Consider the following 22,241-nt stretch of genomic DNA (forward strand, 5'->3'; position numbering starts at 1 on the left):
CCCGCTCCGACCGGAATCAGCCCGCCCCGCACCGCACCGGCGAGGCCCACCCCCGACGCGCCGGCCCATTGGCCACCGCGGGCGGTCCGGCGGCGCACAGGAAGCTCCGAGGCGGCTCCCGGCGTACTCCCATCCGCGCGGGCCAGCATCGTCCGCATGAGCGCCCTCCACTCCGCATCCCGCGTCCGCAAAGCGGTCGTTCCGGCCGCCGGTCTCGGCACCCGTTTCCTGCCCGCCACCAAGGCGACCCCGAAGGAGATGCTGCCGGTCGTCGACAAGCCGGCCATCCAGTACGTCGTCGAGGAGGCGGCCGCCGCCGGTCTGGACGACGTGCTGATGGTGACCGGCCGGCACAAGCGGGCCATCGAGGACCACTTCGACCACGCCTTCGAGCTGGAGCAGGCGCTGGCCGCGAAGGGGGACACCGTGCGGCTGGACGCGGTGCGCGACCCCGCCCGGCTCGCCGACATCCACCACATCCGGCAGGGCGACCCGCTCGGCCTCGGGCACGCGGTGCTGTGCGCCCGCAACCACGTGGGCGACCAGCCGTTCGCCGTCCTCCTCGGGGACGATCTCATCGACCCGCGCGAGACACTGCTGAGCCGGATGCTGGACGTCCGCGACCGGTACGCCGGCAGCGTGGTCGCCCTGATGGAGGTGGCGCCCGAGCAGGTCCACCTCTACGGCTGCGCGGCCGTGGAACCGTCCGGCGAGGACGGTGTCGTGCGGGTCACCGGGCTCGTGGAGAAGCCCGCGCGCGAGGACGCGCCGAGCCGGTACGCCGTCATCGGCCGTTACGTCCTCGACCCGGACGTGTTCGACGTCCTGGAGCGCACCGGGCCGGGACGCGGCGGCGAGATCCAGCTCACCGACGCGCTCCAGGTTCTGGCGGCGCGGGGCGAAGTGCGCGGGGTGGTCTTCTCGGGTCGCCGGTACGACACCGGCGACAAGGCCGACTACCTGCGCACGGTCGTACGCCTGGCCTGCGACCGGCCCGACCTGGGACCGGAGTTCACCGCCTGGCTCAAGGACTTCGTGGCGGGCCTGGAGGGCGGCGGCGCGGAGCGGCACAGGCGGCCGGCCGCCTGACGGGACGACCCGGACGACCCGGACGACGGCCGACTCTCCCCCCCGGCACGCCGGGACATCGGCCGTCCGAAGGCGCCCGCCGGGGGCGCGTGGCCGGGTCAGGCGTGGGCGGGGCGGACGGGACGCGCGGTCAGCCGTTGGGGCGCAGGGTCCACGTCACGGTCATCTCGCCGGTGACGGCCCCGTCGGCGCGGCGGATCTCGATGGCGACCGGGAACTCGGGGCGCTCCCCCGCGTCGAGCTCGGCGACGACTTCTGCGGCCGGTCGCCCCAGGGTCGCGGTGGCGGTGACGACGCCCATCGCCAGCTTCCGGTAGGCGATCTCCGCGCCGACGGCCAGCGGGACGGCCCGCGAGAGCTGGTCGCCGAAGGCCGCGAGGACGATCGCGCCGCTGGCGGACTCGCCCAGCGTGAACATCGCCCCGGCGTGCGGGCCGCCGACGTGGTTGTGGAAGTCGCCCTGGTCCGGCAGCGCGACCACGGCCCGTTCCGGGCCGGCCTCGATGAACTCGAGGTTCAGGGTCCTGGCCATGGGCACCGTGGCGGCGAGCATCTCGCCGATGGACATCTGGTCTGCGCTCATGCCGTGAGGTTACCTGTGAGTAGCTTCAACTGACCAGCCGATGTGACACTCGCCGCACGGCCGCCCGCCCTCCCCCACGGCCCCGTCCGGCGACGCGGGCGGCGACCCGGCGCCGGACGCCCGCATTCCGGAAGTACCGGGGCACTGTGCGCGGATCGCCGCCGCCCGGTCCCGATTCGGTACATGCCTGTCCAGGGGCGGTGACCGAACCGTGTCCGGGACGGCACTAGGGTTTCTGGCCATGTGGCCAGGACAGCAGCCGCCCGGGGGAGAGCAGAACCCGCAGGCGCAGAACAATCCGTACCAGCAGCCGGGATACCAGCAGCCGAATCCGTATCAGCAACCCGGCTACCAGCAGCAGCCCAACCCGTATGCGACGCAGCCGATGTGGGGCGCGCCCACACCGCCGCCCGGCGGCGGGGGCGGAGGCAACCGGACCAAGCTGGTCGCGATCATCGCGGCCTCGGCCGTCGTCGTGGCCGCCGGAGTCACCGGATTCCTGGTGCTGGGCGGAGACGACGACGATCCGGCCCCGGTGAGCAAGGGCAGTTCCAGCCCCTCGGTCTCCGGCTCCGCGCCGGCGTCCGCCTCGGCCGGGACGGACGACAACCCGCGCAGCGGCGAGACGGAGAAGCCGACCGTCGCCGGCTGGAAGGTCGTCGTGAACCCCAAGTGGGGCATCGCCTTCGACGTGCCGGGCGACTGGGAGGTGCAGTCACCGGGGCTCAGCCAGGGGTTCGAGTGGGAGGACAAGAAGAAGTCCGACGGCTACGACCGGATCCTCCAGGGAGGCACGGCCGAGTACAAGTCGAAGTGGTGCTCGGTGGACTCCGACAAGGACGGCAAGGTCGAGGACACCGCCCTGGCCACGGTCGGCAGCAAGGGCGCGGAGGGCGCCAAGAGCACCGACGAGATCGCGATCAACACGCCCGCGTGGTGGGTGTTCGGCGGCTACACCGAGCCCGACAAGAAGAGCCTCACCTTCGACAAGAAGGCCACGCCCTTCACGACGGCCTCCGGCATCAAGGGCAGTTACGCCTGGGCGCAGTCGACGAACACGCCCCAGAAGGGCAAGTGCGACAGCGACGGCAAGGCGATCACCTTCGGCTTCAAGAACGGCAACAGCGACTACGTGTCCTGGAACCTGTACGGGGCCAAGGGCGTGAAGGACGAGCTGCCGAAGGCCACGATCATGCAGATCCTCAGCACCGTCCGACTGCACGGCACGCCCACCCACAACTAGGGCCGAGCCGCGGCCGGCCGCTCGTCGGCCGTTCAGCCGATGCCGAACGCGCCCTCGGGCGGTTCGGGCGACGGCACGGCCTCCTCGTCCCGTACCGGGCGCGCGTCGCCGATGAGGCGGCGCAGGCCCGGCCCGTGCTCCACCCGGGCCGGGAACGCGTCCGAGGCCGTGCGACGGGCGAGGGCCGGCAGGTCGAGCGGGCGGTGCGCGGCGGCCAGCACCGCGTTGCCGAAGCGCCGCCCGCGCAGCACCGCCGGCTCCGCGATCAGCACCAGTTCCCCGAACACCTCGGCCAGATTGGCGAGCTGGGACCTGAGGAAGGCGAACGGCGCCGCGTCGGCGAGGTTCGCCAGGTAGACCCCGTCGCCGCGCAGGACGCGGGCCGCCTCGCGCGCGTAGGCGAGGGAGGTCAGCGGGGCGGGGACCCGGGAGCCGCCGAAGACGTCGGCGACGAGGACGTCGGCGCAGTCGTCGGGGGCCGCCTCCAGCCAGGCCCGCGCGTCGGCCGCGTGCAGTGCGACGCCGGCCCGCGACGGCAGGGGCAGGTGCTCGACGACCAGGTCCAGCAGGGCCCGGTCGAACTCGACGACGTCCTGCCGGGAACCCGGCCGGGTCGCGGCCACGTACCGGGGCAGGGTGAGCGCGCCGCCGCCGAGGTGCAGCACGTCCAGGGGCCGGCCCGGCTCGGCGACGACGTCCAGGACGTGGCCGAGGCGGCGCGCGTACTCGAACTCCAGGTGCGTGGGGTCGTCGAGGTCGACGTACGACTGCGGCGCCCCGTCGACCGTCAGCAGCCACGCCCGGTCCCGGTCGACGTCGGGCATCAGCTTGGCGGTGCCGTGGTCGACGGCTCGGGTGACGGGTACGGGCTCGTCGTTCACCTGCTCATTGTGCCGGGCGCGGCCCGTCCGCCGGGCCGCGGCCCCGCCCCCCCACGTGTCGGCGCGGATCTACAGGACGGCCGTCACGGTGCCCGCGGCGACGGTCCGCCCGCCCTCGCGGACGGCGAAGCCGAGGCCCGGTTCCAGCGCGACGCCGCGGCCGAGTTCGACGGTCACCGCGACGGTGTCCCCGGGCCGCGCGAGCGGGATCTCCCCCAGGTCCACGTCCCCGGCGACGTCGGCGGTGCGGATGTGGAACTGCGGCCGGTATCCGGTGGAGACCGGCGTCGTACGCCCGCCCTCCCGCGTCGACAGCACGTACACCCGCGCCTCGAACCGCCGCCGCGGCGTCACGCTTCCGGGTGCCGCCACGACGTGCCCCCGGCGGACGGCGTCACGCGGCACGCCGCGCAGCAGCAGGGCCACGTTGTCACCGGCCTGGGCCTCCGTCATGGGCCTGCCGAAGGTCTCCAGGCCCGTGACGACGCTCTCCAGGCCCGGGCCGAGCACGTCGACCCGGTCGCCCACGCGTACGGTGCCCCGCTCCACGGCGCCGGTGACCACGGTCCCCCGGCCGGTGATGGTGAGCACGTTCTCCACGGGAAGCAGGAACGGGGCGTCCAGGTAGCGCTCGGGCACGGGCACGTAGGTGTCCACGGCGTCGAGCAGGGCCTCGACGGCGCGGGCCCAGCGGGGGTCGCCCTGCAGGGCCCTCAGCCCCGACACCCGCACCACGGGCGCGGTGTCGCCGCCGTAGCCGTGCTCGGTGAGCAGGTCGCGGACCTCCAGCTCGACGAGGTCGACGAGTTCCTCGTCGCCCGCGTCGGCCTTGTTGAGCGCGACCACGATGTGGTCCACCCCCACCTGCCGGGCCAGCAGGACGTGTTCGGCGGTCTGCGGCATGATCCCGTCGAGCGCGGAGACGACGAGGATCGCCCCGTCGAGCTGCGCGGCGCCCCTGACCATGTTCTTGACATAGTCGGCGTGGCCCGGCATGTCGACGTGCGCGTAGTGCCGGGTGTCGGTCTCGTACTCGACGTGGGCGATGTCGACGGTGATCCCGCGCGCGATCTCCTCAGGGGCGCGGTCGATGTGGTCGAAGGGCACGAAGGCGCCCATTCCGCGGTCGGCGAGGACCTTGGTGATGGCGGCGGTCAGGGTGGTCTTGCCGTGGTCGACGTGACCCATGGTGCCGATGTTGAGATGCGGCTTGGTCCGCACGTAAGCGGTCTTGGGCATGGCTGTACCTCGAAGCGTGTCCGTGGGAGATCCATGGAGAGGCCCGGGAGAGAACCGTGGGCAGATCCGTGGAGGGATGCCGTGGAGAGGGGGGACCCCGAGGAACGGGCCGACCCTCCCCCTGGGGGGTCCGCCGGGCAGTCCGGGGAGGGTCAGCTTCGGGCGCCGCCGGCGGTGGCCGCGAGGAACGGGACGGCAGCCTTCGGCGCGTCCGCGACCGCGGACGCTGCGAGAGGGAGGGGCTGCCGGAACATGAGGCCGATCCTCGTCGACGGTTCGTCAGGTGTCGAATGATTTTCGCCGGATCGGACGGGTTCGCGCCCGGTGTCCGGCCTCACCCGTCCGGCCCGCGTCCCGCCCGCTCCGTCAGAGCGGCTCGGGGGCGGCGCCGATGTTCTTCAGGGCCTCACGGACCGTCAGGGGCGCGAACCGGCCGCGTTCGCGCACGAGGAAGGCGCGGACGGCGTCGGGGTCGGTCTTGGCGTACTCGCGCAGACACCAGCCGATGGCCTTGCGGACGAAGAAGTCCGGGTGCCCGGACTGGCGCAGGCAGTACGCGAAGAGCCGCTCCGTGTCGGTGCGTTCCCGGTAGCGCAGTTGGTGCAGCAGGGCCGTGCGGGCCACCCACAGGTCCGCGTCGGCGATCCACTCGTCCATGTCGGCGGTGAGGCGGGGATCGGCGGCGACCAGGGCTCCGACGACGTGCGCGGCGAGCAGGTCGACCGTGTCCCACCAGGAGGCGGTGGTGACGAGCCGTCGGGTCACGGGCAGGAACGCCGACGACAGGCTCCCCGCGTGACGGCGCAGGTAGTCCACGGCGAAGTAGTGGTACTCGCGGTGCGGCAGGGCCCAGCAGCGCAGCGCGATCGCCGTGCAGTCGGCCTCGGCGGGGCGGGGCGTGCCGGCGAGGACGGTGCGGGACAGGGCGCGGCGGTCGGGGGTGGGCAGGCCCAGGAACGGGGCCACGTCCTTCATGTAGGCGCGCATGGCGGCTGCCCGGACGGGGTCGGCCGCGCCGCCGTACGCGGCCGTCAGCCGCTCCATCACGGTGTCGGCGAGAGCGCTGTGCGGCGCGCCGGCCGGGCCCTCGCCTGTGACGGTCATGAGACGAACCATACGGCGATCACACATGTTCGTCCGTTAGTGTCGCGGGATGCTCGATGCCACCACCCGCTCTGGGGGCACCGCCACGGCCTCTCCCCGGGCCGCCGGCACGGACTTCGCCGTTCCGCTGCTCGCGCCCGCCCCCCTGCCCGTGATCACGCCCGTCGCCGCCTCCGTCATCGCGGGCGTACCGGCCCCGGCCGCCGTTCCCGGCGGCCTCGCCGCGCGCTGCGGCAGAGTGCTGCTGTCGCCCTGGGCACGGCTGGCGCTGCTGGTCGTGCTGCTGGCCACGGCTGCGGCGAGCGTGCTGCTCTTCGAGCCGCAGAAGCTCCTCGCGGACGGCTGGCCGTCCCAGTTGGGCGGCGCGTCGGCGGCCGCGCTCTTCGCGGTGGCCTACGGGCTGTGCACGGTGGCGTTCGTGCCGAGACCGCTGCTGAACCTCGCGGCCGGCGCGCTGTTCGGCTCGCAGTGGGGCGTCGGTGCGGCACTGGCCGGCACGGTGCTGGGGGCGGGGATCTCCTTCGGACTGGGGCGCGTGCTGGGTCAGGAGGCGCTGCGGCCCCTGCTGCGCGGCCGCCTCCTGAAGGCGGCGGACGGCCAGCTCAGCCGGCACGGTCTGCGCTCCATGCTGGCGGCCCGGCTGTTCCCGGGGGTGCCGTTCTGGGCCGCGAACTACTGCGCCGCGGTCTCCCGCATGACCTGGCCGTCCTTCCTGCTGGCGACGGCGCTGGGCTCGATCCCCAACACCGCCGCCTATGTCGTCGCCGGGGCCCGTGCCTCCTCCCCGACCTCGCCCGCCTTCCTGATCGCGATGTTCTGCATCGCCCTTCCGGCGCTGGCCGGAGCGGCGGTGGCCTGGCGCAAACGCCACCACCTGCGCCGGCCGTAGCCGTCGAGGGCTCTCCCCCTGGCGGCGGGGAGGCCGTGGAAGCTCCGGCAGTCGGCCACCCGTCGGCTACACGGACTCCAGGACCATCGCGTTGGCGAGCCCGCCCGCCTCGCACATGGTCTGCACGGCGTACCGCGCGCCGCGGGCACGCATCGCGTGGACCAGCGTCGTCGTCAGGCGGGCGCCGCTCGCGCCGAGGGGGTGCCCGAGCGCGATCGCGCCGCCGTGCACGTTGACCTTGGCGAGGTCCGCCCCGGTCTCCTGCCGCCAGGCCAGGACGACGCTGGAGAAGGCCTCGTTGACCTCGAAGAGGTCGATGTCGTCGAGCCGCAGACCGGCCCTGCGCAGCACCTTCTCCGTCGCCGGGATGACGCCGGTCAGCATGAGCAGCGGGTCCGAGCCGGTGACGGCGAAGCTGTGCAGGCGGGCGAGCGGGCGCAGTCCGAGGCGGGCCGCGGTCTCGGACGAGGTGATCAGCACGGCGGACGCGCCGTCGTTGACGGGGCTGGCGTTGCCGGCCGTGACGTTCCACTCGATCTGCGGGAACCGCTCGGCGAAGGCCGGGTCGTAGTAGGCGGGCCGGAGACCGGCGAGGATCTCGGGGGTGCTGCCGGGCCGTACGCACTCGTCGCGCGAGACTCCGTCCAGCGGGGCGACCTCGGCGTCGAAGAGCCCCTGTTCCCACGCGGCGGCGGCCTTGCGGTGCGAGGAGACCGCGAAGGCGTCCATCTCCTCCCGTGCGATCGACCACTTGGCGGCGATGAGTTCGGAACTGATGCCCTGCGGGACGAGGCCCTCGGGGTAGCGCTCGGCGACGCCCGGCCCGAAGGGGTCCGCGCCGGGCGGCACGTTGGACCACATCGGCACCCGGCTCATCGACTCGACGCCGCAGGCCACCACGAGGTCGTACGCGCCCGACATCACCCCTTGGGCGGCGAAGTGCACCGCCTGCTGGGAGGAACCGCACTGCCGGTCGACGGTGGTCGCAGGGACCGTCTCCGGGAAGCCGGCGGAGAGCAGCGCGTAGCGGGTGGTGTTCATGGCCTGTTCGCCGACCTGGTCGACCGTGCCGCCGATCACGTCGTCGATGAGCGCGGGGTCGACGCCGGACCGCTCGACGAGGGCGCGCAGGGTGTGGGCGAGGAGCTCGACCGGGTGGACGTGGGCGAGGGAGCCGTTGGGCTTTCCCCTGCCGAGCGGAGTGCGTACGGCTTCGACGATGACTGCGTCACGCATGTGCGGGCCTCCATGACGAGCGACGGGAGACGAACGGGGCCGTCCGGTGCGACGGGCGGGCCGGACCCCCACCGGTCCCGGCCGGTCCAGCCGGGCCGGACGTGCGGGAGGTTCGGGCGGTGCGGCCGGTCCGGACGGGTCGGCTACCAGTGAGTAGGAAATCCGGACTCACGATAACCCCGCGAGTTCGGAAATCCAACTGACTTGGTTCGTTTTTCCAACCCTCCCCTAGACTTGCACTCATGGCCGCCCCCAAGAACCCGCGCCCCTGCTCGATCGCGGACGCCCTCGCCCTCGTCGGCGAGAAGTACTCGCTGCTCGTCCTGAGGGAGGTGTGTCTGGGCAACGGCCGCTTCGACCAGCTGGTGCGCAACACCGGCGCCCCGCGCGACGTGCTGGCCACCCGGCTGCGCCGCCTGGTCGACGCGGGCATCCTGACCAGGACCGCCTACAGCGAGCGGCCGCAGCGCTTCGAGTACCGGCCCACGCGGGCCGGGCTGGAACTGGAGCCGGTCCTCATGACGCTCATGGCGTGGGGCGACCGCCACCTGCGTCCGGGCGACGACCGTCCGATGGTGCTGGAGCACGTCTGCGGCAACGAACTGGTGCCGGTGGTCACCTGCTCGTCCTGCGGCGACGCGGTGCGCCACGACGACGTGAGCGCCCACCCGCAGACGCCGGGCTGGACGGTGGCGGGCCCTGCCGCAGCCTGACCTCGGCCGCCACCCGCGCACCGCCCCACCCGGCGCGAAGGCGACGACGGAGCGGCCCGCCGCGATTCCGCGCGCACGACGGCGACCGCTGCGTCGGCGGGCACGACCCGGGCCCGGCCTTACCTGCGCCCGGGCGTCAGGCGTACACGTCCAGCCGTCCGCACATGCCGAATCTCCCCTGCGCGGACGGCTCCTCGGCCCGCACCGCGGCCGCGGCGAGATGGGAGACGTCCCCCTCGGCCAGCCGGTCGAGCTGTTCCCCCGTGGCCTCGGCGGCCGCGCGCGCACCGTGCGCCCAGCGTTCGCGCCACTCGGCCAGCCGGGGCCGGACGAGCGCCGCCGCGGCCCGGTGGAAGGCGGTCAGGGCCTCCCGGGGGTCCGGCGCCTCGCGCAGCATCCGGTAGCCCTCCAGCGCGAGGTCGCGCCGCGCGCGGGCGGCCCGGGCCTGCTCCTCGGGCGGCGCGCCTGCGGGGATCGCGGTCACGGCGGCGTACGCCTCCGGGCAGGCGAGGTGCTCCGGCGGCAGGGTGAGCACCGCGTCCCCCGCCTCGGGCAGCCCGCCGTTCTGCATGAGGACGGTGATGCGCAGCTCGTCCTCGTCGACCAGGCGGTGGACCGTGCCCGGGGTGAACCAGGCGACGGCGCCGGGCGCCAGCGGCGTCACCCGGTGGCCGGAGAGGGTGAGGGTGTGCACCGCCCCGCGTCCACCCGTGACGACGTACCCCTCCGAACAGACCAGGTGCACATGGGGTGTTCCGCCGCGCAGACCGTCCGCGGCGGGCCAGTCGTAGACGCGCAGGCGCGAGACGGCGATCCCGCCGGGGAGTCCCCCGTACGTGCTCACCACGGGTGCGTGCGCAGGTACTTGGCGATCTCCTCGCGCTCCCACGCGCCGTCGGCCACCACCACCCGGTAGGCGCGGGTGAGCGTGGCACCCGGCGCCAGCTCCAGCTCGTCGAAGAAGGCCCAGGACGGGGCGATGCCCGCGAAGGGCTCGTTGCGCACGAACCAGTGGGCGGGGTGGCTCCCGCCCGCGCCGGTGTGGTCGTTCCCGGGGGCGTGCTCGAAGACGACGGTGGCGTGGCCGTCGGCGCCGTCGTGCTCCCCGCTGAGGGCGAGCCACGGGCTCTGCGAGGCCATCAGGCCGGGCCCCTCGCCCTCGGGTCCGATGATGCGGCCGTCCCGGAAGGCGCGCGGGCCGCGCCAGAACAGGCCCGTGTAACCGGCCATCTCACGCCCGGCGGTGGTCGGACTCCCGAAACGCAGCGGCTCGGCGCGGCGGTTGGTGACGGCGCTGGTCCAGGTCAGCGCCCAGGAGCCGGAGTCGTGCTCCACGTCGTGCACCTCGACGCGGCGCGCCTCCTCCGCCCACAGTTCGCCGCCGGCGGGATGCCAGGTCAGCCGTTCGGCGATGACGGCCCGCCCCGCGCCCGCGGCGACCTCGTCGAAGCCGACGTGCGCCATCGACCCGACCCGCTCGGGCAGTTCCAGGTAACCCTCGCCGTGGACGTAGGAGTTGCCGCCCCACAGGTTGGCGCCCGACAGGTGCGAGGCGGTCAGGGACAGCCCCTTGTGCCAGCGGTGGTCGTGGGGCCGGTAGTCGGTGACGACGTCCCCGGCGAGGGTCCGCAGCGGGTGGATGTACGGCTTGGGCGCTTCCCAGGCCGCCTCGGGCCGGTAGACGTAGGAGAGCAGTTCGACGCCGGTGCCGGGGTCGGTCACCGTGACGCGGTCGCCGTGGACGTGCACGAGCCGCAGCTCCGCGGTCATGCGGGCACCTCCGCGGGCGCCGCCGCCGGCGCCCATCCCGGGGCGCCGCCGTGCAGCGCCGTGTAATAGGGGTCGCCGGGACCGATCTCGCCCCGCCGCACGGTCGTGTCCGTGAACGCCGACCGGTACAGCGCGGTGACCAGCTCCAGACTGGTCCGGCCGTCGGCGCCGCTGCTGCGCGGGCGCCTGCCGGCGCGCATGGAGGCGACCAGCTCGCGCAGCTGGGCCAGGTGCGAACTCGGGACGTCCGCGCCGAAGTCGCGCCAGCCCGCCGCCTCGTCGGCCGGGACGCCCGGGGCCGGGGTGAGGCGCCAGTCCGCGTTGGAGTGGCCGTACAGGTGGGTGAGCTCGACGGTGGCGCGTTCGCAGTCGATCCGGATGCGGCTGACCTCGTCGGGGCTCAGGACGCTGTTGACGACGGTGGCCAGGGCGCCGCTCTCGAAGCGGAGCAGGGCGGTGGACACGTCCTCCGTCTCCACCTCGTGCACGAGCCGCCCGGCCATCGCCCGCACCTCGTTCCACGGACCGAGGAGGTCGAGCAGCAGGTCCATCTGGTGGATGCCGTGGCCCATCGCCGGGCCGCCGCCCTCGGTGCGCCAGCGACCGCGCCAGGGCACGGCGTAGTAGGCGGTGTCGCGGTACCAGGTGGTCTGGCAGTGGGCGACGAGCGGCCGGCCGAGGGCTCCGTCGCCGAGCAGCCGGCGCACGTGCCGGGCTCCCGACCCGAAGCGGTGCTGGAAGACGATCGAGGCGTACGGGCCTCCCGGATCCCCCTCCTCGGCCGCCACCGCGTCGTAGTCGGCCAGGGTCGGCACGGGCGGCTTCTCGCACCACACCCAGGCGCCGGCCCGCAGCGCGGCCACGCTCTGCTCGCGGTGCAGGGTGGGCGGGGTGCAGATGGTCACCAGATCGGGCCGCTGCTCGGCCAGCATCCGGTCCAGGTCGGTGTAGGCGTGCGGCACGCCGCCCTCCGCGCAGAACGCCCGCACGGCGTTGGCATCGATGTCAACGGCTGCCACGACCTCGGTCTCGCCTTCCGCGGCGAGCTGCTGGAAGGCGGGCAGATGCGAGTCGCGGGCGATCGCGCCGGCGCCGACGACGGCGGCCCGGATGCGCCGGCCGTCCAGCGGACCGGGCGGCGGAGTGGTGGGGGACATGGGCGTGATCAGCACTCCTCCGACGTACGGCCGTGGACCTGGCGGGTCCGGCAAGCGCGCGGGAGGCGCCCGGGCACCGGCGGCAGCCGTGCGGCGGCGGTACGCGTGCACCGGCGGCGTCTGTGCGCAGCAAGCGCTTTCCCGTCGGCAGCAACGTATGCGGCGGCCGGGCGGCCGGTCAACCGTCCGTGCGCCGGGACCTGCGGCCCGGCCGGCCCGGCAACACCGCCGGTCAGCCTCGCGCACGCTTGCCGGTGCCCCTTGCGCGAGCGCGGCCGGGCACCGCTCCTCAAACCCCTGTGCGGTACCCGCCTTACGGGACCGCTACCCTTCCTTTGCACACCCTTGATCTTCGGGCGCGGCCGTCTGCCGTCGCCGCCGCCCCTCTCCGATCGGCACTTGGACTCCGTAACCTCATGTCTTGGTTTGAATCCCTCATCCTCGGACTCGTCCAGGGGCTGACCGAGTTCCTCCCCGTCTCCTCCAGCGCGCACCTGCGGCTGACCGCCGCGTTCTCCGGCTGGGAGGACCCCGGCGCCGCCTTCACGGCGATCACCCAGATCGGCACGGAGGCGGCCGTACTGATCTACTTCCGCAAGGACATCGGGCGGATCATCGCCGCGTGGAGCCGGTCGCTGTTCGACAAGACGATGCGCGGGGACCACGACGCCCAGATGGGCTGGCTGGTGATCGTCGGCTCGATCCCCATCGGCGTGCTGGGCGTCACGCTCAAGGACCAGATCGAGGGCCCCTTCCGCGACCTGCGCATCACGGCCACGATGCTCGTCGTGGTCGGCGTCGTGATCGGCATCGCCGACCGGCTCGCGGCCCGCGACGAGACGGGCGGCAAGCACCGCGCGCCCAAGCAGCGCAAGACCCTGGAGAACCTGGGCGTCAAGGACGGCCTCATCTTCGGTCTGTGCCAGGCCTGTGCCCTCGTCCCCGGCGTCTCGCGCTCCGGCGCGACCATCAGCGGCGGCCTGTTCATGGGCTACAAGCGCGAGGCCGCGGCCCGTTACTCGTTCCTGCTCGCCATCCCGGCGGTGCTGGCCTCCGGGGTCTTCGAGACGAAGGACGCGCTGGAGGGCGGCCATGTGGCCTGGGGGCCGACGCTGTTCGCCACGGCGATCGCCTTCGCGTCGGGCTACGCGGTCATCGCCTGGTTCATGAAGTTCATCAGCACCAAGTCCTTCATGCCCTTCGTCTACTACCGCGTCGTCCTCGGCATCGTGATCATCGTCCTCGTCACGACCGGCGCACTGAGCCCGCACGCGGCGGAGTCCGCGGGCTGACCCCGCCGCTCCCCGGCCCCGCGGTCCGCCGGCCCGTGCTCCGCAACGCCCGCGCGCCGCGCCCCACCGGCCGGCCCAACCCTCCGCCGGGGAAGCACAGTTGATCGTCCGGCCGTCCGGCTGATCGATCGGCCGTGACCAAGCCCATATCCTGGCGCGTAGCCGTCCGGTAGCGCAGTGTCAGTGGATGCGCCTACGCTTGTCGCATGTCCCCCCACTCTGTCGCCTCTGGTTCCGTGCGGTCCGCCGCCGAGTTGAACGAGCGGATCCGCGCCCTCTGGGCGCGCGCGGGCGGGTCGCTGTCGGCCCAGGAGCGGGCCGAGTACGAACTGCTGGTCGTGGAGTGGGCCGCGGCGATCCGCGGCGAGGTGGTCGCGGCGGCCTGAAGCCGCGCCGATCGCGCCGTCCCGTACGCCGATCGCGGCACGGACCTTGGCTGTGCACCCGCCATGCCCAACACTCGGGCCATGACGCAGCGTGTGGAGCTCGCCGCCGTGATGGACCGGCTGGCCGTCGACGGACTGATCACCGACTACGCCGTGGCGGTGGACGACGGCGACTGGACGGCGTACCGGCAACTGTTCACGGCCGACGGACGCGCGGACTACCGGTCGGCCGGGGGCATCGAGGGCGAGGCGGGGAACGTCGCGTCCTGGCTCGCCGACACGATGAAGGCGTTCGCGATGCGGCAGCACCTCATCGTCAACCGCCGGGTGCGGTTCGGCGTCCTGGACCAGGACACCGGCGACACGGCACAGGTGCAGGCCGACTACGTCAATCCCATGCGCCTCGCCGACGGGCGCGCGGGAGCGCCGGCCGAGGCGCCCGACTTCGTCTGCGGCGGCCGGTACGTCTTCGCGCTGCTGCGCACGCCCGAGGGCTGGCGGGTGCGCGAGGTGGTCGTACAGGAGAAGTGGCGGCGGCTCCCCGGATGACACCGCCGAGCCGACCACAAGTGCCCGCGACCGAAGCCCGTTGACGGCGGCCAGGCCCCCGCCCGCCGGCGCACGCAGGTGAACGACGGCACCGAACGCAGGGCGGGGCCCGACGCACGGCGGGACCCGGACGCACGGCGGGACCCGGACGCACGGCGGGTCCCGGCGCGCCGCACACCGCGGCTCACCGCGCGCGGGCGGCGGTGTTCAGTGGCCGAGTACCGACCAGGCGCGGCTTGCGGACCGATGGTGCGCCGCTCGGGAGGGGGCTGCGCGCACGCCCTGTCGGAGATCGTCCCCGAGGCGCACACTGAAGCGACCCAACCCGGGTAGGGAGGTGTCGTATGAACAGATGCGGCCGCTGGCTCACCTCCCCCTGGCGACGTACGGCCGTCGCCGCCCTCGCGGGCGCCCTGCCGGTGCTCGCCTTCCCGGAGCCCGCCCTGTGGTGGTGGGCCTACGGGGCGCTCGTGCCGTGGATCCTGCTGGCACGCTCCGCGCCCACGGGGCGGCGGGCGGCGTACGACGGCTGGGGCGGCGGGTTCGGCTTCATGCTGGCGATGCACCACTGGCTGCTGCCGGACCTGCACGTGTTCACCGTCGTTCTGGCCGCGCTGCTCGGCGGGCTGTGGGCGCCGTGGGCGTGGCTGGTGCGCCGGTTCCTCGCCGAGGCCGAGGCCCCCACGCGCGGGCGGGTGCTCGCCGCGCTGCCGGTGCTTCCCTCGGCCTGGCTGGCCGTCGAGCTGGTCCGGTCATGGCAGGGGCTGGGCGGGCCGTGGGGCGTGCTGGGGGCGAGCCAGTGGCAGGTGGAGCCCGCTCTGCGGCTCGCCTCCGTCGGCGGGGTGTGGCTGCTGAGCTTCCTGGTGGTCGCGGTCAACGTGGCGGCCGCCGTCCTCGTGGCGCTCCCCGCCTCCCGGACGCCGGCCGTCGCCGGGCTGGTCGTCACCGCCGCCACGGCCTCCGCCGCGTGGGCGTGGGCGCCGCGTCCCGACGCCGACGGGGACACCCGGGTCGCCGTCGTCCAGCCGGGCGTCATCGACGGGCCCGACCTGCGCTTCGACCGCGAGGAGGAGTTGACGCGCCGTCTGGCCGGGCAGGACGTCGATCTGATCGTCTGGGGCGAGAGCAGCGTCGGCTACGACCTCGCCGAGCGCCCCGACCTGGCCCGGCGGGTCGCCGCGCTGGCGCGGGCCACCGGCGCCGACGTCCTCGTCAACGTCGACGCCCGCCGCTCCGACCGGTCGGGCATCTACAAGAGCTCGATCCTCGTCGGCGCGGACGGCCCGACCGGCGACCGGTACGACAAGATGCGGCTGGTGCCGTTCGGCGAGTACATACCGGCCCGTTCGCTGCTGGGCTGGGCCACCTCGGTCGGCAGGGCGGCCGGTGAGGACCGGCGGCGCGGCGCCGGACAGGTCCTGATGGACGCCGGTCACGGTGTGCGCGTCGGGCCGGCGGTGTGCTTCGAGACGGCGTTCCCGGACATGAGCCGGCATCTCGCCGAGGACGGCGCGGACCTGCTGGTCGGTCAGTCGTCGACGTCGTCGTTCCAGCGGAGCTGGGCGCCCGCGCAGCACGCCTCGCTGGGCGCCCTGCGCGCCGCGGAGACCGGCCGGCCCTTCGTCCACGCCACGCTGACCGGCGACTCGGCCGTGTACGACGCGAGCGGCCGGCGGCTCGGCCCGTGGCTGGGTCCGGACGCGAGCACGGCCGCGGTGTACGACGTGCCGCTCGCCGACGGCGTCACCCTGTACGTCCGCTACGGCGACTGGGCCGTCCACGGGGCGCTGCTGGTGCTCGTGGCCCTGGGCCTCACCGAGGGCGTGCGGGCGGTCAGGCTGCGGCGGACCGTTCCAGCACCGCTCGGACCACCCGCTCGCACAGTTCGTGAGTGGCCAGCGCGTCCCGGGCGCTGAGCACCTTTCCCGCGCGCACCGCGTCGAGGAAGCCGACGACCGCCTGCTCGATGCCGCGCTGGCGGGCCACGGGCACCCAGTCGCCGCGCCGCCGCACCGTCGGCTGCCCCTTGTGGTCGACGACGTCGGACAGGTTGATCACCTGGCGCTTGGTGTCCTGCCCGGACACCTCCAGGATCTCCTCGTTGGAACCGCTGAGCCGGTTCATCACGCCGAGGGCGGTGAAGCCGTCGCCGGAGAGCTGGAGGACGACGTGATGCAGCAGACCCTCCACCACGCGGGCGCGGACGGTCACGTCGTCGACCGGACCGGGCGCCAGGAAGCGCAGGGTGTCGACGACGTGGATGAAGTCGTCGAGGATCATCGCGCGCGGTTCCTCGGGCAGGCCGACCCGGTTCTTCTGGAGGAGGATCAGTTCGCGGGGATGGTCGGCGCACTGCGCGTAGCCGGGCGCGAGCCGCCGGTTGAAGCCCACGGCCAGCGTCGTGTCGCGGGCCTCGGCGAGCGCCACCAGCCGCTCGGAGTCGGCGAGTTCGTAGGCCAGGGGCTTGTCCACGTACGTCGGTACGCCCGCCTCCAGCAGCCGGCCGACGATCTCGGGGTGGACGGCGGTGGGGGCGTGCACGAAGACGGCGTCCATCCCGGCGGCGAGCAGTGCGTCGAGGTCGCGGTGGCGCTGCTCGCGGGGCACCCGCAGGCCGTCGGCGACCCGGTCGAGGGTGGCGGGGGTACGGGTCTGAAGGTGCAGCTCGATCCCGGGCAGCGCGCCCAGCACGGGCAGGTACGCCTTCTGTGCGATGTCGCCGAGTCCGACGCAGCCGACCTTCACGGGCGCTCCTTCAGTGCTTGCCTGCCTGCCCGGCAGCATACGGCCCCGCCCCGGCGGGGCGAGGGGCGGCCGGTGGCCGGCGGAAAACCCGTGGTGGGCGCAGCGGGCCGGGGGACACCATGCGGGGATGACGACACCGCGCACCGTACCGGCCCTGAACGCCGACGAACGCACGATGCTGGAAGGCTGGCTGGACTACCACCGGCAGACCCTGGCGCTCAAGTGCGAGGGGCTCACCGACGCCCAGTTGCGCACCGCCTCGGTACCTCCGTCCGAACTGTCCCTGATGGGGCTGGTGCGGCACATGGCGGACGTGGAACGCAGCTGGTTCCGCAGGGTGCTCGCGGGCGACGGGGCCGGGCCGATCCACTACGGCGACGCGGACCCGGACGGTGCGTTCCACCTCACCGACGCGGACACCTGGGCGGAGACGCACGCCACGTGGCAGGCCGAGATCGAGACCGCCCGGCGGTACGCGGCCGGGTTCGCCCTGGACGACTTCTCGCGCGGCCCGAGCAGGTTCACCGACGAGCCGTTCAGCCTGCGCTGGATCTACACGCACATGATCGAGGAGTACGCCCGCCACAACGGCCACGCCGACCTGATCCGCGAGCGGATCGACGGCGCCACCGGGGGCTGACGCCCGTGGCGGCGTCAGCGAGGGCGGCGTCGCGCCCTTCGTACGGGGTACGGGATCACCCGTGCGGGGCAACCTCCGCTCGTGTGCTGCCCCTCGGGCGGCCGGACCCGCCAGAGTGGCGCGGGTGCATCGAACGACGACTACCGCGACGCTCCTGGTCACCGTGGCCCTCTCGGCCCTGTCGGGCTGCGTGACCGTCCAGCGTCCGCCCGCGCCCGGTCCCGCCGCGGCGCCCTCCGAGCCGTCCGTGCCGCGGCCGGACGGGCGGGCCGGGACGCAGATCGTGCAGGCGCCGGTCCGGGAGGCGCTGGAGATGGCGCAGCCGTCCCGCGAACCGGAAGGGCGGCGGACGGAGCGGCGGCGGGGGCCCGCCGAGGAGCCGCCGGCCGGGCCGCCTCCGTCGTCCGGTCCTCGTCCGCCCGCCCGGCCGCCCCACGAGCAGCCGCGACCGCACGCACGGCCGCGCGTGGACCTCCAGGACGTGGAGGACGCGGTGCGCGGGAAGGCCGACGTGTGCGCCCTCGGCAGGAAGTACGGCGGGTGGCAGGGCGACAGCCCGGAGGCGGTGCTCTGCCGCCGGGCCTACGGGCGGTGAGCGCGGTCCGGGCGGCCCGGGGTGAGCGGACCGGCGCCGTCCGCTCTCATCTCTCCCCCCGCCACTCCCCCTCCCCCAGACGCAGCTCCATCCTGCTGATCGCGGCCCGCACCCCGTCCCCGTAGCTGTCGTCGCCCAGAGCGGCGGCCGCCCGGCGGGCTCGGCGCACATGGGAACGGGCGGCGTCGGGGCGGCCGAGCTTCACGTAGTCGGCGGCCAGGTTGAGGTGGAGGGAGGGGAAGAGCGCCCTCGCCTCGGGGGAGCCCTGACCGCGGGCCCCGCCCTCCGGCTCCTCCCCCGGCCGGCCGCGCCCCTCCGCCGGGCCGTCCGCCGAGCCGTCGTGCTCCTGCGCCGCCGTCAGCGCCCGCAGGTCCCAGGCCAGTTCGTCGCAGGGGTCGTCGTGGGTGTCGGCGAGGTAGTGGGCGAGGGTGCAGCGGTGCAGGGCGTCGCCCTCCTCGCCGATCTCCGTCCACAGGCCGAGGAGGCGGCGGCGGGCCTCCTCGCGGTCTCCCCCGTGGTGCAGCATCACGACCTGCCCGATCCGCGTGGGCAGGGTGTCCGCCGTCGTGCGCCCCTGTCGCTCCGCCACCCTCGGCCTCCTTGCGTCGTTGCGACGACGCTAGCCGCCCGCGCGGACGATCACCGTCAGGCGCCGCCGGGCCGGGCCGGACGGGAACCGGCCCGGCGGCGGGCGGCCCCCGTCGGGCCGTGTCAGGCCAGGTTCGGGATGGTCCAGTCGATGGGCTCGTGGCCCTGCTGGGCCACCGCCGCGTCGATCTGGGTGAACGGGCGGGAGCCGAAGAACTTCTTCGCCGACAGCGGGGAGGGGTGCGCGCCCTTGACCACGATGTGCCGCGTCTCGTCGATGAGGGGCAGCTTCTTCTGCGCGTAGTTGCCCCACAGCACGAAGACCGCCGGGTCGGGCCGGTCGGCCACCGCGCGGATCACCGCGTCGGTGAACTTCTCCCAGCCCTTGCCCTTGTGCGAGTTGGCCTCCCCGGCGCGGACCGTGAGCACCGCGTTGAGCAGCAGGACGCCCTGCTGCGCCCACGGCATCAGGTAGCCGTTGTCCGGGACGGGCGTGCCCAGCTCCGCGTGCAGCTCCTTGTAGATGTTGCGCAGCGACGGCGGGATCTTCACGCCGGGCCGCACCGAGAAGCACAGACCGTGTCCCTGGCCCTCGCCGTGGTAGGGGTCCTGTCCGAGGACGAGGACCTTCACCCGCTCGTACGGTGTCGCCTCGAGCGCGGCGAACACCTCCTCGCGCGGAGGGTAGACGGGGCCTTTCGCCCGCTCCTCCTCGACGAACTCCGTCAGCTCCTTGAAGTAGGGCTGCTGCAGTTCGTCGCCCAGAACCCCGCGCCAGGACTCGGGCAGCATGGCGATGTCGGTCACGTCAACGTCCTTCGGTGTGCGGTCGCTTCAGACCACAGAACCTACAGGCGGCCACTGACAACCGGGCCCGCGGCCGGTCCGGCCGCCCGCCGCCCGGCCCGGTGTCCGGCTCGTCACCGGGCACCGGCCCGCCGCTACCAGCTGGTCTTCCGCGAGAGCTCCCACACCATCATGATCGTCGACGGGTCGAGGGCCCGCTCTCCGCCCGAGACCTCCTCGGACGAGGCGATGTACTGCTTGCCCTGCCACAGCGGCAGCAGCCGGGCGTCGCGGACGAGGATCTCCTGGGCCTCCTCGAAGTCCTTCGACACCTCGGCGCGGTCGCTCTCCCGGCGGGAGTGGGGCAGCAGCACCTGCGTGATCTTCTTCTCCGGGTAGGGCGTGCCGAGCGCGTTCTGTTCGCCGACGAAGGGGGCGATGAAGTTGTCGGGATCCGGGAAGTCGGGGGCCCAGCCACGCCCGAACACCGGGTACTCGCCGTTCTGGTAGCCGACCACGTAGGTGTTCCAGGGGCGGCTCTTCAGGGTGACCTTGAACAGGCCGGACGCGTCCAGCTGGCGCTTGATCTCCTTGAACTCCAGCGCGGTGTCGGAGCCGTAGCGGTCGGTGGTGTACCAGAGGGTGAGCGGCACGGTCTGCGTGATGCCGCCCTCGGCGAGGATCTTGCGGGCCTTGGCGGTGTCGGGGTCGCCGAAGGAGTCGAAGAAGCCGGTGGTGTGGCCGGTCAGGCCGGTCGGGACCATGGAGTACAGGGGGTCGACGGTGTCCTTGTACACCTTGTGGGCGATGGCGGCCCGGTCGATGACCTGGGCGACGGCCCGGCGCACGGCCAGCTTGTCCGACCAGGTGTCCTTGGGGTTGAAGACCAGGTAGTTGATGTTGGTGGCCGCGCCCTCGACGAGTTGCAGGCCCTCGTTCTCGGCGTTCTTGTTCTCCAGGTCGACGATGTCGTCGGCGGCGAGCCCCTGGTAGGTGATGTCGATGTCCTTGGCGCGCAGGGCCTTGACCATGGCGCCCGAGTCCTGGAAGTAGCGGATGTTCACCGCGTCGTTCCGGCGCTCGGCGAGACCCTTGTAGGTGTCGTTGCGCACGAGGACGGACTGCTTGCCCTGCTCGTAGGACTGGAGCCGGTAGGGCCCGGAGCCGACGATCCCGTCGTCCTTGCGCAGGGACCTCGCGGGGTAGTCGTCGGGGTCGACGATCGACATGCCGGGGGTGGCGAGCACGAACGGGAAGGTGGCGTCGGCCTTGTTCAGGCGGAAGAGCACCTCGCGGTCGCCCTTCGCCTCGACGCTGTCCAGGCTGCCGAGCAGGCCGTTGGGGCCGGTGGGGGCGTTGATCGTCCGGATCCGGTCGATGGAGTACTTCACGGCCTTGGCGTCCAGCGCGTCGCCGTTGGAGAACTTGAGCCCGTCGCGCAGTTCGCACCGGTAGACGCGGCTGGTGCCGTCCGTGAACCCGCAGGACTTGGCGGCGTCCGGCTGCGGGGCCGTCGTGCCGTACGGGTAGCTCAGCAGGGTCTGGTAGATGTTGCGGAACAGCTCCCAGGAGCCGTCCCAGGCGGCCGCGGGATCCAAGGTGCTGGGCGCACTGGTGGTGCCCACCACGATCGGCCCGGCGTCGTCGGAGCTCTCCTCCCCCAGGAGGCTGCACCCGGCCACCAGGGATATGGACACGATCGCCGCCATTCGCTGCAAGGATCGGTTCCGGTTGAACACGCGCACGCTCCTCGATCTGCCATGCCAAGGGTTGGCAGACCATACCGCAGCGCCAGGCGGCCTGAACCCGCGCCTGTACGGCGTTCTTGATCACTCTCGGTATGACGACGTTGTCATCACCGTGTTCGGGGTGAAGATGTCCGCTATAGGACGACACGGGCACCGTTTCCGTCGGGGAAACGGCGCCCGTGGACGCGGTCGTCGTGGGGTTCCCGGACCGGCGTGCGGTCCGGGGCGTTCTCAGCCCACGCCGGCGTTGAGGAAGATTCCGCCGTCGACGACGATGTTCTGGCCGGTGATCCAGTCCGACTGTTCCGAGGTGAGGAACGCGGCCGTGCCGCCGATGTCGGAGGGCACGCCCAGCCGGGCCAGCGGGTAGGCCGCGGCCGCCTCCTCCTCGCGGCCCTCGTACAGGGCCTGGGCGAACTTGGTCTTCACCACGGCGGGGGCGATCGAGTTGACCCGCACGCGCGGCGCGTACTCATGCGCCAGCTGCACGGTCAGGTTGATCATCGCGGCCTTGCTGATGCCGTAGGCGCCGATGAAGGGGGAGGCCGAAATCCCCGCGACGGAGGCGATGTTGACGATCGCGCCGCCGTTCTCCTTCTGCCAGGCGTGCCAGGTGCGCTGCGCGAAGCCGAGCGCGGAGACCACGTTGGTCTCGAAGACCTTGCGGGCCACGTCGAGGTCCAGGTCGGCGATCGGGCCGAACACCGGGTTCGTGCCGGCGTTGTTGACCAGGAAGTCGACGCGGCCGAAGGCCTCCATCGTGCGGGCCACGGCGGCGGCCTGGTGCTCCTCGTCGTGCGCCTTGCCGGCGACGGCGATCACCCGGTCGGCGCCGAGCCGCTCGACGGCCTCCTTCAGGGCGTCCTCGCCCCGGCCGGTGATGCAGACCCGGTCGCCGCGGGCGACGAGCGCCTCGGCGACGCCGTAGCCGATGCCCCGGCTGGCTCCGGTGACGAGGGCGACCTTGCCGGAGAGTGCGGGCAGTTCAGTCATGTTCGTGATCCCCAG

The 22,241-nt window shown here is 73.4% G+C and carries 23 protein-coding genes; 10 read left to right on the forward strand and 13 right to left on the reverse strand.

Going from position 1 to position 22,241, the window contains the following annotated elements:
- Positions 1 to 156 precede the first annotated feature (156 nt).
- Positions 157 to 1,089, forward strand: a complete 933-nt coding sequence (galU, locus tag ACGFSH_RS16625; RefSeq protein ID WP_393349031.1) for a UTP--glucose-1-phosphate uridylyltransferase GalU — start codon at positions 157 to 159, stop codon at positions 1,087 to 1,089.
- A 130-nt stretch (positions 1,090 to 1,219) separates the two neighbouring features.
- Here the strand turns inward: galU and ACGFSH_RS16630 are convergent, their stop codons facing one another.
- The gene (locus ACGFSH_RS16630; protein ID WP_393349181.1) at positions 1,220 to 1,657 is read right to left on the reverse strand and encodes a DUF4442 domain-containing protein; all 438 of its coding nucleotides are present in this window, start codon (positions 1,655 to 1,657) and stop codon (positions 1,220 to 1,222) included.
- A 256-nt stretch (positions 1,658 to 1,913) separates the two neighbouring features.
- On the opposite strand from ACGFSH_RS16630, the gene ACGFSH_RS16635 reads away from it, so the two are divergent.
- Entirely contained in the window at positions 1,914 to 2,915 is a 1,002-nt protein-coding gene (locus ACGFSH_RS16635) for a hypothetical protein (protein ID WP_393349033.1), read from the forward strand.
- Between the two features lie 32 nt (positions 2,916 to 2,947).
- Here the strand turns inward: ACGFSH_RS16635 and ACGFSH_RS16640 are convergent, their stop codons facing one another.
- From ACGFSH_RS16640 to ACGFSH_RS16650, 3 genes are all read right to left on the reverse strand, one after another.
- Positions 2,948 to 3,739 (reverse strand): spermidine synthase, encoded by a 792-nt coding sequence (locus ACGFSH_RS16640; protein WP_393349183.1) that lies wholly within the window; start codon positions 3,737 to 3,739, stop codon positions 2,948 to 2,950.
- A 126-nt stretch (positions 3,740 to 3,865) separates the two neighbouring features.
- On the reverse strand, positions 3,866 to 5,035 hold the full coding sequence (tuf, locus tag ACGFSH_RS16645) for an elongation factor Tu (protein ID WP_393349035.1): 1,170 nt from the start codon (positions 5,033 to 5,035) through the stop codon (positions 3,866 to 3,868).
- A 366-nt stretch (positions 5,036 to 5,401) separates the two neighbouring features.
- Entirely contained in the window at positions 5,402 to 6,139 is a 738-nt protein-coding gene (locus ACGFSH_RS16650; protein ID WP_393349037.1) for a DNA alkylation repair protein, read from the reverse strand.
- A gap of 49 nt (positions 6,140 to 6,188) precedes the next feature.
- Between ACGFSH_RS16650 and ACGFSH_RS16655 the strand changes: the two genes are divergently transcribed.
- Positions 6,189 to 7,028 (forward strand): TVP38/TMEM64 family protein, encoded by an 840-nt coding sequence (locus tag ACGFSH_RS16655; protein ID WP_393349039.1) that lies wholly within the window; start codon positions 6,189 to 6,191, stop codon positions 7,026 to 7,028.
- Positions 7,029 to 7,094: 66 nt separating this feature from the next.
- On the opposite strand, the gene ACGFSH_RS16660 is transcribed toward ACGFSH_RS16655, so the two are convergent.
- The gene (locus ACGFSH_RS16660) at positions 7,095 to 8,264 is read right to left on the reverse strand and encodes a thiolase family protein (protein ID WP_393349040.1); all 1,170 of its coding nucleotides are present in this window, start codon (positions 8,262 to 8,264) and stop codon (positions 7,095 to 7,097) included.
- A 242-nt stretch (positions 8,265 to 8,506) separates the two neighbouring features.
- Between ACGFSH_RS16660 and ACGFSH_RS16665 the strand changes: the two genes are divergently transcribed.
- Positions 8,507 to 8,977, forward strand: coding sequence for a winged helix-turn-helix transcriptional regulator (locus ACGFSH_RS16665; protein ID WP_393349042.1), 471 nt, complete (start codon positions 8,507 to 8,509; stop codon positions 8,975 to 8,977).
- Positions 8,978 to 9,113: 136 nt separating this feature from the next.
- On the opposite strand, the gene ACGFSH_RS16670 is transcribed toward ACGFSH_RS16665, so the two are convergent.
- Genes ACGFSH_RS16670 through ACGFSH_RS16680 form a run of 3 tightly spaced genes read right to left on the reverse strand, consistent with a single transcriptional unit; the run spans position 9,114 to position 11,904 of the window.
- A complete protein-coding gene (locus ACGFSH_RS16670; protein WP_393349044.1) occupies positions 9,114 to 9,824 on the reverse strand; it encodes a cupin in 711 nt (236 codons plus the stop codon).
- The gene (locus ACGFSH_RS16675) at positions 9,818 to 10,747 is read right to left on the reverse strand and encodes a PmoA family protein (RefSeq protein WP_393349046.1); all 930 of its coding nucleotides are present in this window, start codon (positions 10,745 to 10,747) and stop codon (positions 9,818 to 9,820) included. The genes ACGFSH_RS16670 and ACGFSH_RS16675 overlap by 7 nt, the downstream gene beginning before the upstream one ends.
- On the reverse strand, positions 10,744 to 11,904 hold the full coding sequence (locus ACGFSH_RS16680; protein WP_393349048.1) for a Gfo/Idh/MocA family protein: 1,161 nt from the start codon (positions 11,902 to 11,904) through the stop codon (positions 10,744 to 10,746). The genes ACGFSH_RS16675 and ACGFSH_RS16680 overlap by 4 nt, the downstream gene beginning before the upstream one ends.
- A 416-nt stretch (positions 11,905 to 12,320) precedes the next feature.
- On the opposite strand from ACGFSH_RS16680, the gene ACGFSH_RS16685 reads away from it, so the two are divergent.
- From ACGFSH_RS16685 to lnt, 4 genes are all read left to right on the forward strand, one after another.
- The gene (locus tag ACGFSH_RS16685) at positions 12,321 to 13,196 is read left to right on the forward strand and encodes an undecaprenyl-diphosphate phosphatase (RefSeq protein WP_393349050.1); all 876 of its coding nucleotides are present in this window, start codon (positions 12,321 to 12,323) and stop codon (positions 13,194 to 13,196) included.
- Between the two features lie 206 nt (positions 13,197 to 13,402).
- Entirely contained in the window at positions 13,403 to 13,582 is a 180-nt protein-coding gene (locus tag ACGFSH_RS16690; RefSeq protein WP_329407659.1) for a hypothetical protein, read from the forward strand.
- A gap of 81 nt (positions 13,583 to 13,663) precedes the next feature.
- Positions 13,664 to 14,131 (forward strand): nuclear transport factor 2 family protein, encoded by a 468-nt coding sequence (locus ACGFSH_RS16695; RefSeq protein ID WP_393349052.1) that lies wholly within the window; start codon positions 13,664 to 13,666, stop codon positions 14,129 to 14,131.
- Between the two features lie 344 nt (positions 14,132 to 14,475).
- On the forward strand, positions 14,476 to 16,047 hold the full coding sequence (gene lnt / locus ACGFSH_RS16700; RefSeq protein WP_393349054.1) for an apolipoprotein N-acyltransferase: 1,572 nt from the start codon (positions 14,476 to 14,478) through the stop codon (positions 16,045 to 16,047).
- Here lnt and ACGFSH_RS16705 read toward each other — a convergent pair.
- Positions 15,965 to 16,876, reverse strand: coding sequence for a Gfo/Idh/MocA family protein (locus ACGFSH_RS16705; protein ID WP_393349056.1), 912 nt, complete (start codon positions 16,874 to 16,876; stop codon positions 15,965 to 15,967). The genes lnt and ACGFSH_RS16705 overlap by 83 nt on opposite strands.
- A 127-nt stretch (positions 16,877 to 17,003) precedes the next feature.
- On the opposite strand from ACGFSH_RS16705, the gene ACGFSH_RS16710 reads away from it, so the two are divergent.
- Positions 17,004 to 17,516: a DinB family protein gene (locus ACGFSH_RS16710; protein ID WP_393349057.1), complete on the forward strand. Its 513-nt coding sequence runs from the start codon at positions 17,004 to 17,006 to the stop codon at positions 17,514 to 17,516.
- Positions 17,517 to 17,640: 124 nt separating this feature from the next.
- A complete protein-coding gene (locus ACGFSH_RS16715) occupies positions 17,641 to 18,111 on the forward strand; it encodes a hypothetical protein (protein WP_393349059.1) in 471 nt (156 codons plus the stop codon).
- 46 nt (positions 18,112 to 18,157) lie between these two features.
- Here the strand turns inward: ACGFSH_RS16715 and ACGFSH_RS16720 are convergent, their stop codons facing one another.
- From ACGFSH_RS16720 to ACGFSH_RS16735, 4 genes are all read right to left on the reverse strand, one after another.
- Entirely contained in the window at positions 18,158 to 18,700 is a 543-nt protein-coding gene (locus ACGFSH_RS16720; protein WP_393349061.1) for a hypothetical protein, read from the reverse strand.
- A 122-nt stretch (positions 18,701 to 18,822) separates the two neighbouring features.
- Positions 18,823 to 19,506 (reverse strand): uracil-DNA glycosylase, encoded by a 684-nt coding sequence (gene ung, locus ACGFSH_RS16725; RefSeq protein ID WP_393349063.1) that lies wholly within the window; start codon positions 19,504 to 19,506, stop codon positions 18,823 to 18,825.
- Between the two features lie 134 nt (positions 19,507 to 19,640).
- Positions 19,641 to 21,194 carry an ABC transporter substrate-binding protein gene (locus ACGFSH_RS16730; protein WP_393349065.1) on the reverse strand — a complete coding sequence of 518 codons (1,554 nt, stop codon included), beginning with the start codon at positions 21,192 to 21,194 and terminating at the stop codon, positions 19,641 to 19,643.
- A 270-nt stretch (positions 21,195 to 21,464) separates the two neighbouring features.
- Positions 21,465 to 22,226 carry an SDR family oxidoreductase gene (locus ACGFSH_RS16735; RefSeq protein WP_393349067.1) on the reverse strand — a complete coding sequence of 254 codons (762 nt, stop codon included), beginning with the start codon at positions 22,224 to 22,226 and terminating at the stop codon, positions 21,465 to 21,467.
- Positions 22,227 to 22,241 lie beyond the last annotated feature (15 nt).

This window comes from Streptomyces sp. NPDC048481 (assembly GCF_043200075.1).
In the GTDB taxonomy this organism is placed as follows: Bacteria; Actinomycetota; Actinomycetes; order Streptomycetales; family Streptomycetaceae; genus Streptomyces.

What these genes read in the sequence shown, in the direction of transcription:
- ACGFSH_RS16660 (WP_393349040.1), bottom strand. Translation starts at nt 8,264, where the DNA reads ATGCGTGACGCAGTCATCGTCGAAGCCGTACGCACTCCGCTCGGCAGG.
- ACGFSH_RS16735 (WP_393349067.1), bottom strand. Translation starts at nt 22,226, where the DNA reads ATGACTGAACTGCCCGCACTCTCCGGCAAGGTCGCCCTCGTCACCGGA.
- ACGFSH_RS16675 (WP_393349046.1), bottom strand. Translation starts at nt 10,747, where the DNA reads ATGACCGCGGAGCTGCGGCTCGTGCACGTCCACGGCGACCGCGTCACG.
- lnt (WP_393349054.1), top strand. Translation starts at nt 14,476, where the DNA reads ATGAACAGATGCGGCCGCTGGCTCACCTCCCCCTGGCGACGTACGGCC.
- ACGFSH_RS16730 (WP_393349065.1), bottom strand. Translation starts at nt 21,194, where the DNA reads ATGGCGGCGATCGTGTCCATATCCCTGGTGGCCGGGTGCAGCCTCCTG.
- ACGFSH_RS16630 (WP_393349181.1), bottom strand. Translation starts at nt 1,657, where the DNA reads ATGTCCATCGGCGAGATGCTCGCCGCCACGGTGCCCATGGCCAGGACC.
- ACGFSH_RS16685 (WP_393349050.1), top strand. Translation starts at nt 12,321, where the DNA reads ATGTCTTGGTTTGAATCCCTCATCCTCGGACTCGTCCAGGGGCTGACC.
- ACGFSH_RS16665 (WP_393349042.1), top strand. Translation starts at nt 8,507, where the DNA reads ATGGCCGCCCCCAAGAACCCGCGCCCCTGCTCGATCGCGGACGCCCTC.
- ACGFSH_RS16695 (WP_393349052.1), top strand. Translation starts at nt 13,664, where the DNA reads ATGACGCAGCGTGTGGAGCTCGCCGCCGTGATGGACCGGCTGGCCGTC.
- ACGFSH_RS16680 (WP_393349048.1), bottom strand. Translation starts at nt 11,904, where the DNA reads ATGTCCCCCACCACTCCGCCGCCCGGTCCGCTGGACGGCCGGCGCATC.
- ACGFSH_RS16655 (WP_393349039.1), top strand. Translation starts at nt 6,189, where the DNA reads ATGCTCGATGCCACCACCCGCTCTGGGGGCACCGCCACGGCCTCTCCC.
- galU (WP_393349031.1), top strand. Translation starts at nt 157, where the DNA reads ATGAGCGCCCTCCACTCCGCATCCCGCGTCCGCAAAGCGGTCGTTCCG.
- ACGFSH_RS16650 (WP_393349037.1), bottom strand. Translation starts at nt 6,139, where the DNA reads ATGACCGTCACAGGCGAGGGCCCGGCCGGCGCGCCGCACAGCGCTCTC.
- ACGFSH_RS16635 (WP_393349033.1), top strand. Translation starts at nt 1,914, where the DNA reads ATGTGGCCAGGACAGCAGCCGCCCGGGGGAGAGCAGAACCCGCAGGCG.
- tuf (WP_393349035.1), bottom strand. Translation starts at nt 5,035, where the DNA reads ATGCCCAAGACCGCTTACGTGCGGACCAAGCCGCATCTCAACATCGGC.
- ACGFSH_RS16640 (WP_393349183.1), bottom strand. Translation starts at nt 3,739, where the DNA reads ATGCCCGACGTCGACCGGGACCGGGCGTGGCTGCTGACGGTCGACGGG.
- ACGFSH_RS16710 (WP_393349057.1), top strand. Translation starts at nt 17,004, where the DNA reads ATGACGACACCGCGCACCGTACCGGCCCTGAACGCCGACGAACGCACG.
- ACGFSH_RS16690 (WP_329407659.1), top strand. Translation starts at nt 13,403, where the DNA reads ATGTCCCCCCACTCTGTCGCCTCTGGTTCCGTGCGGTCCGCCGCCGAG.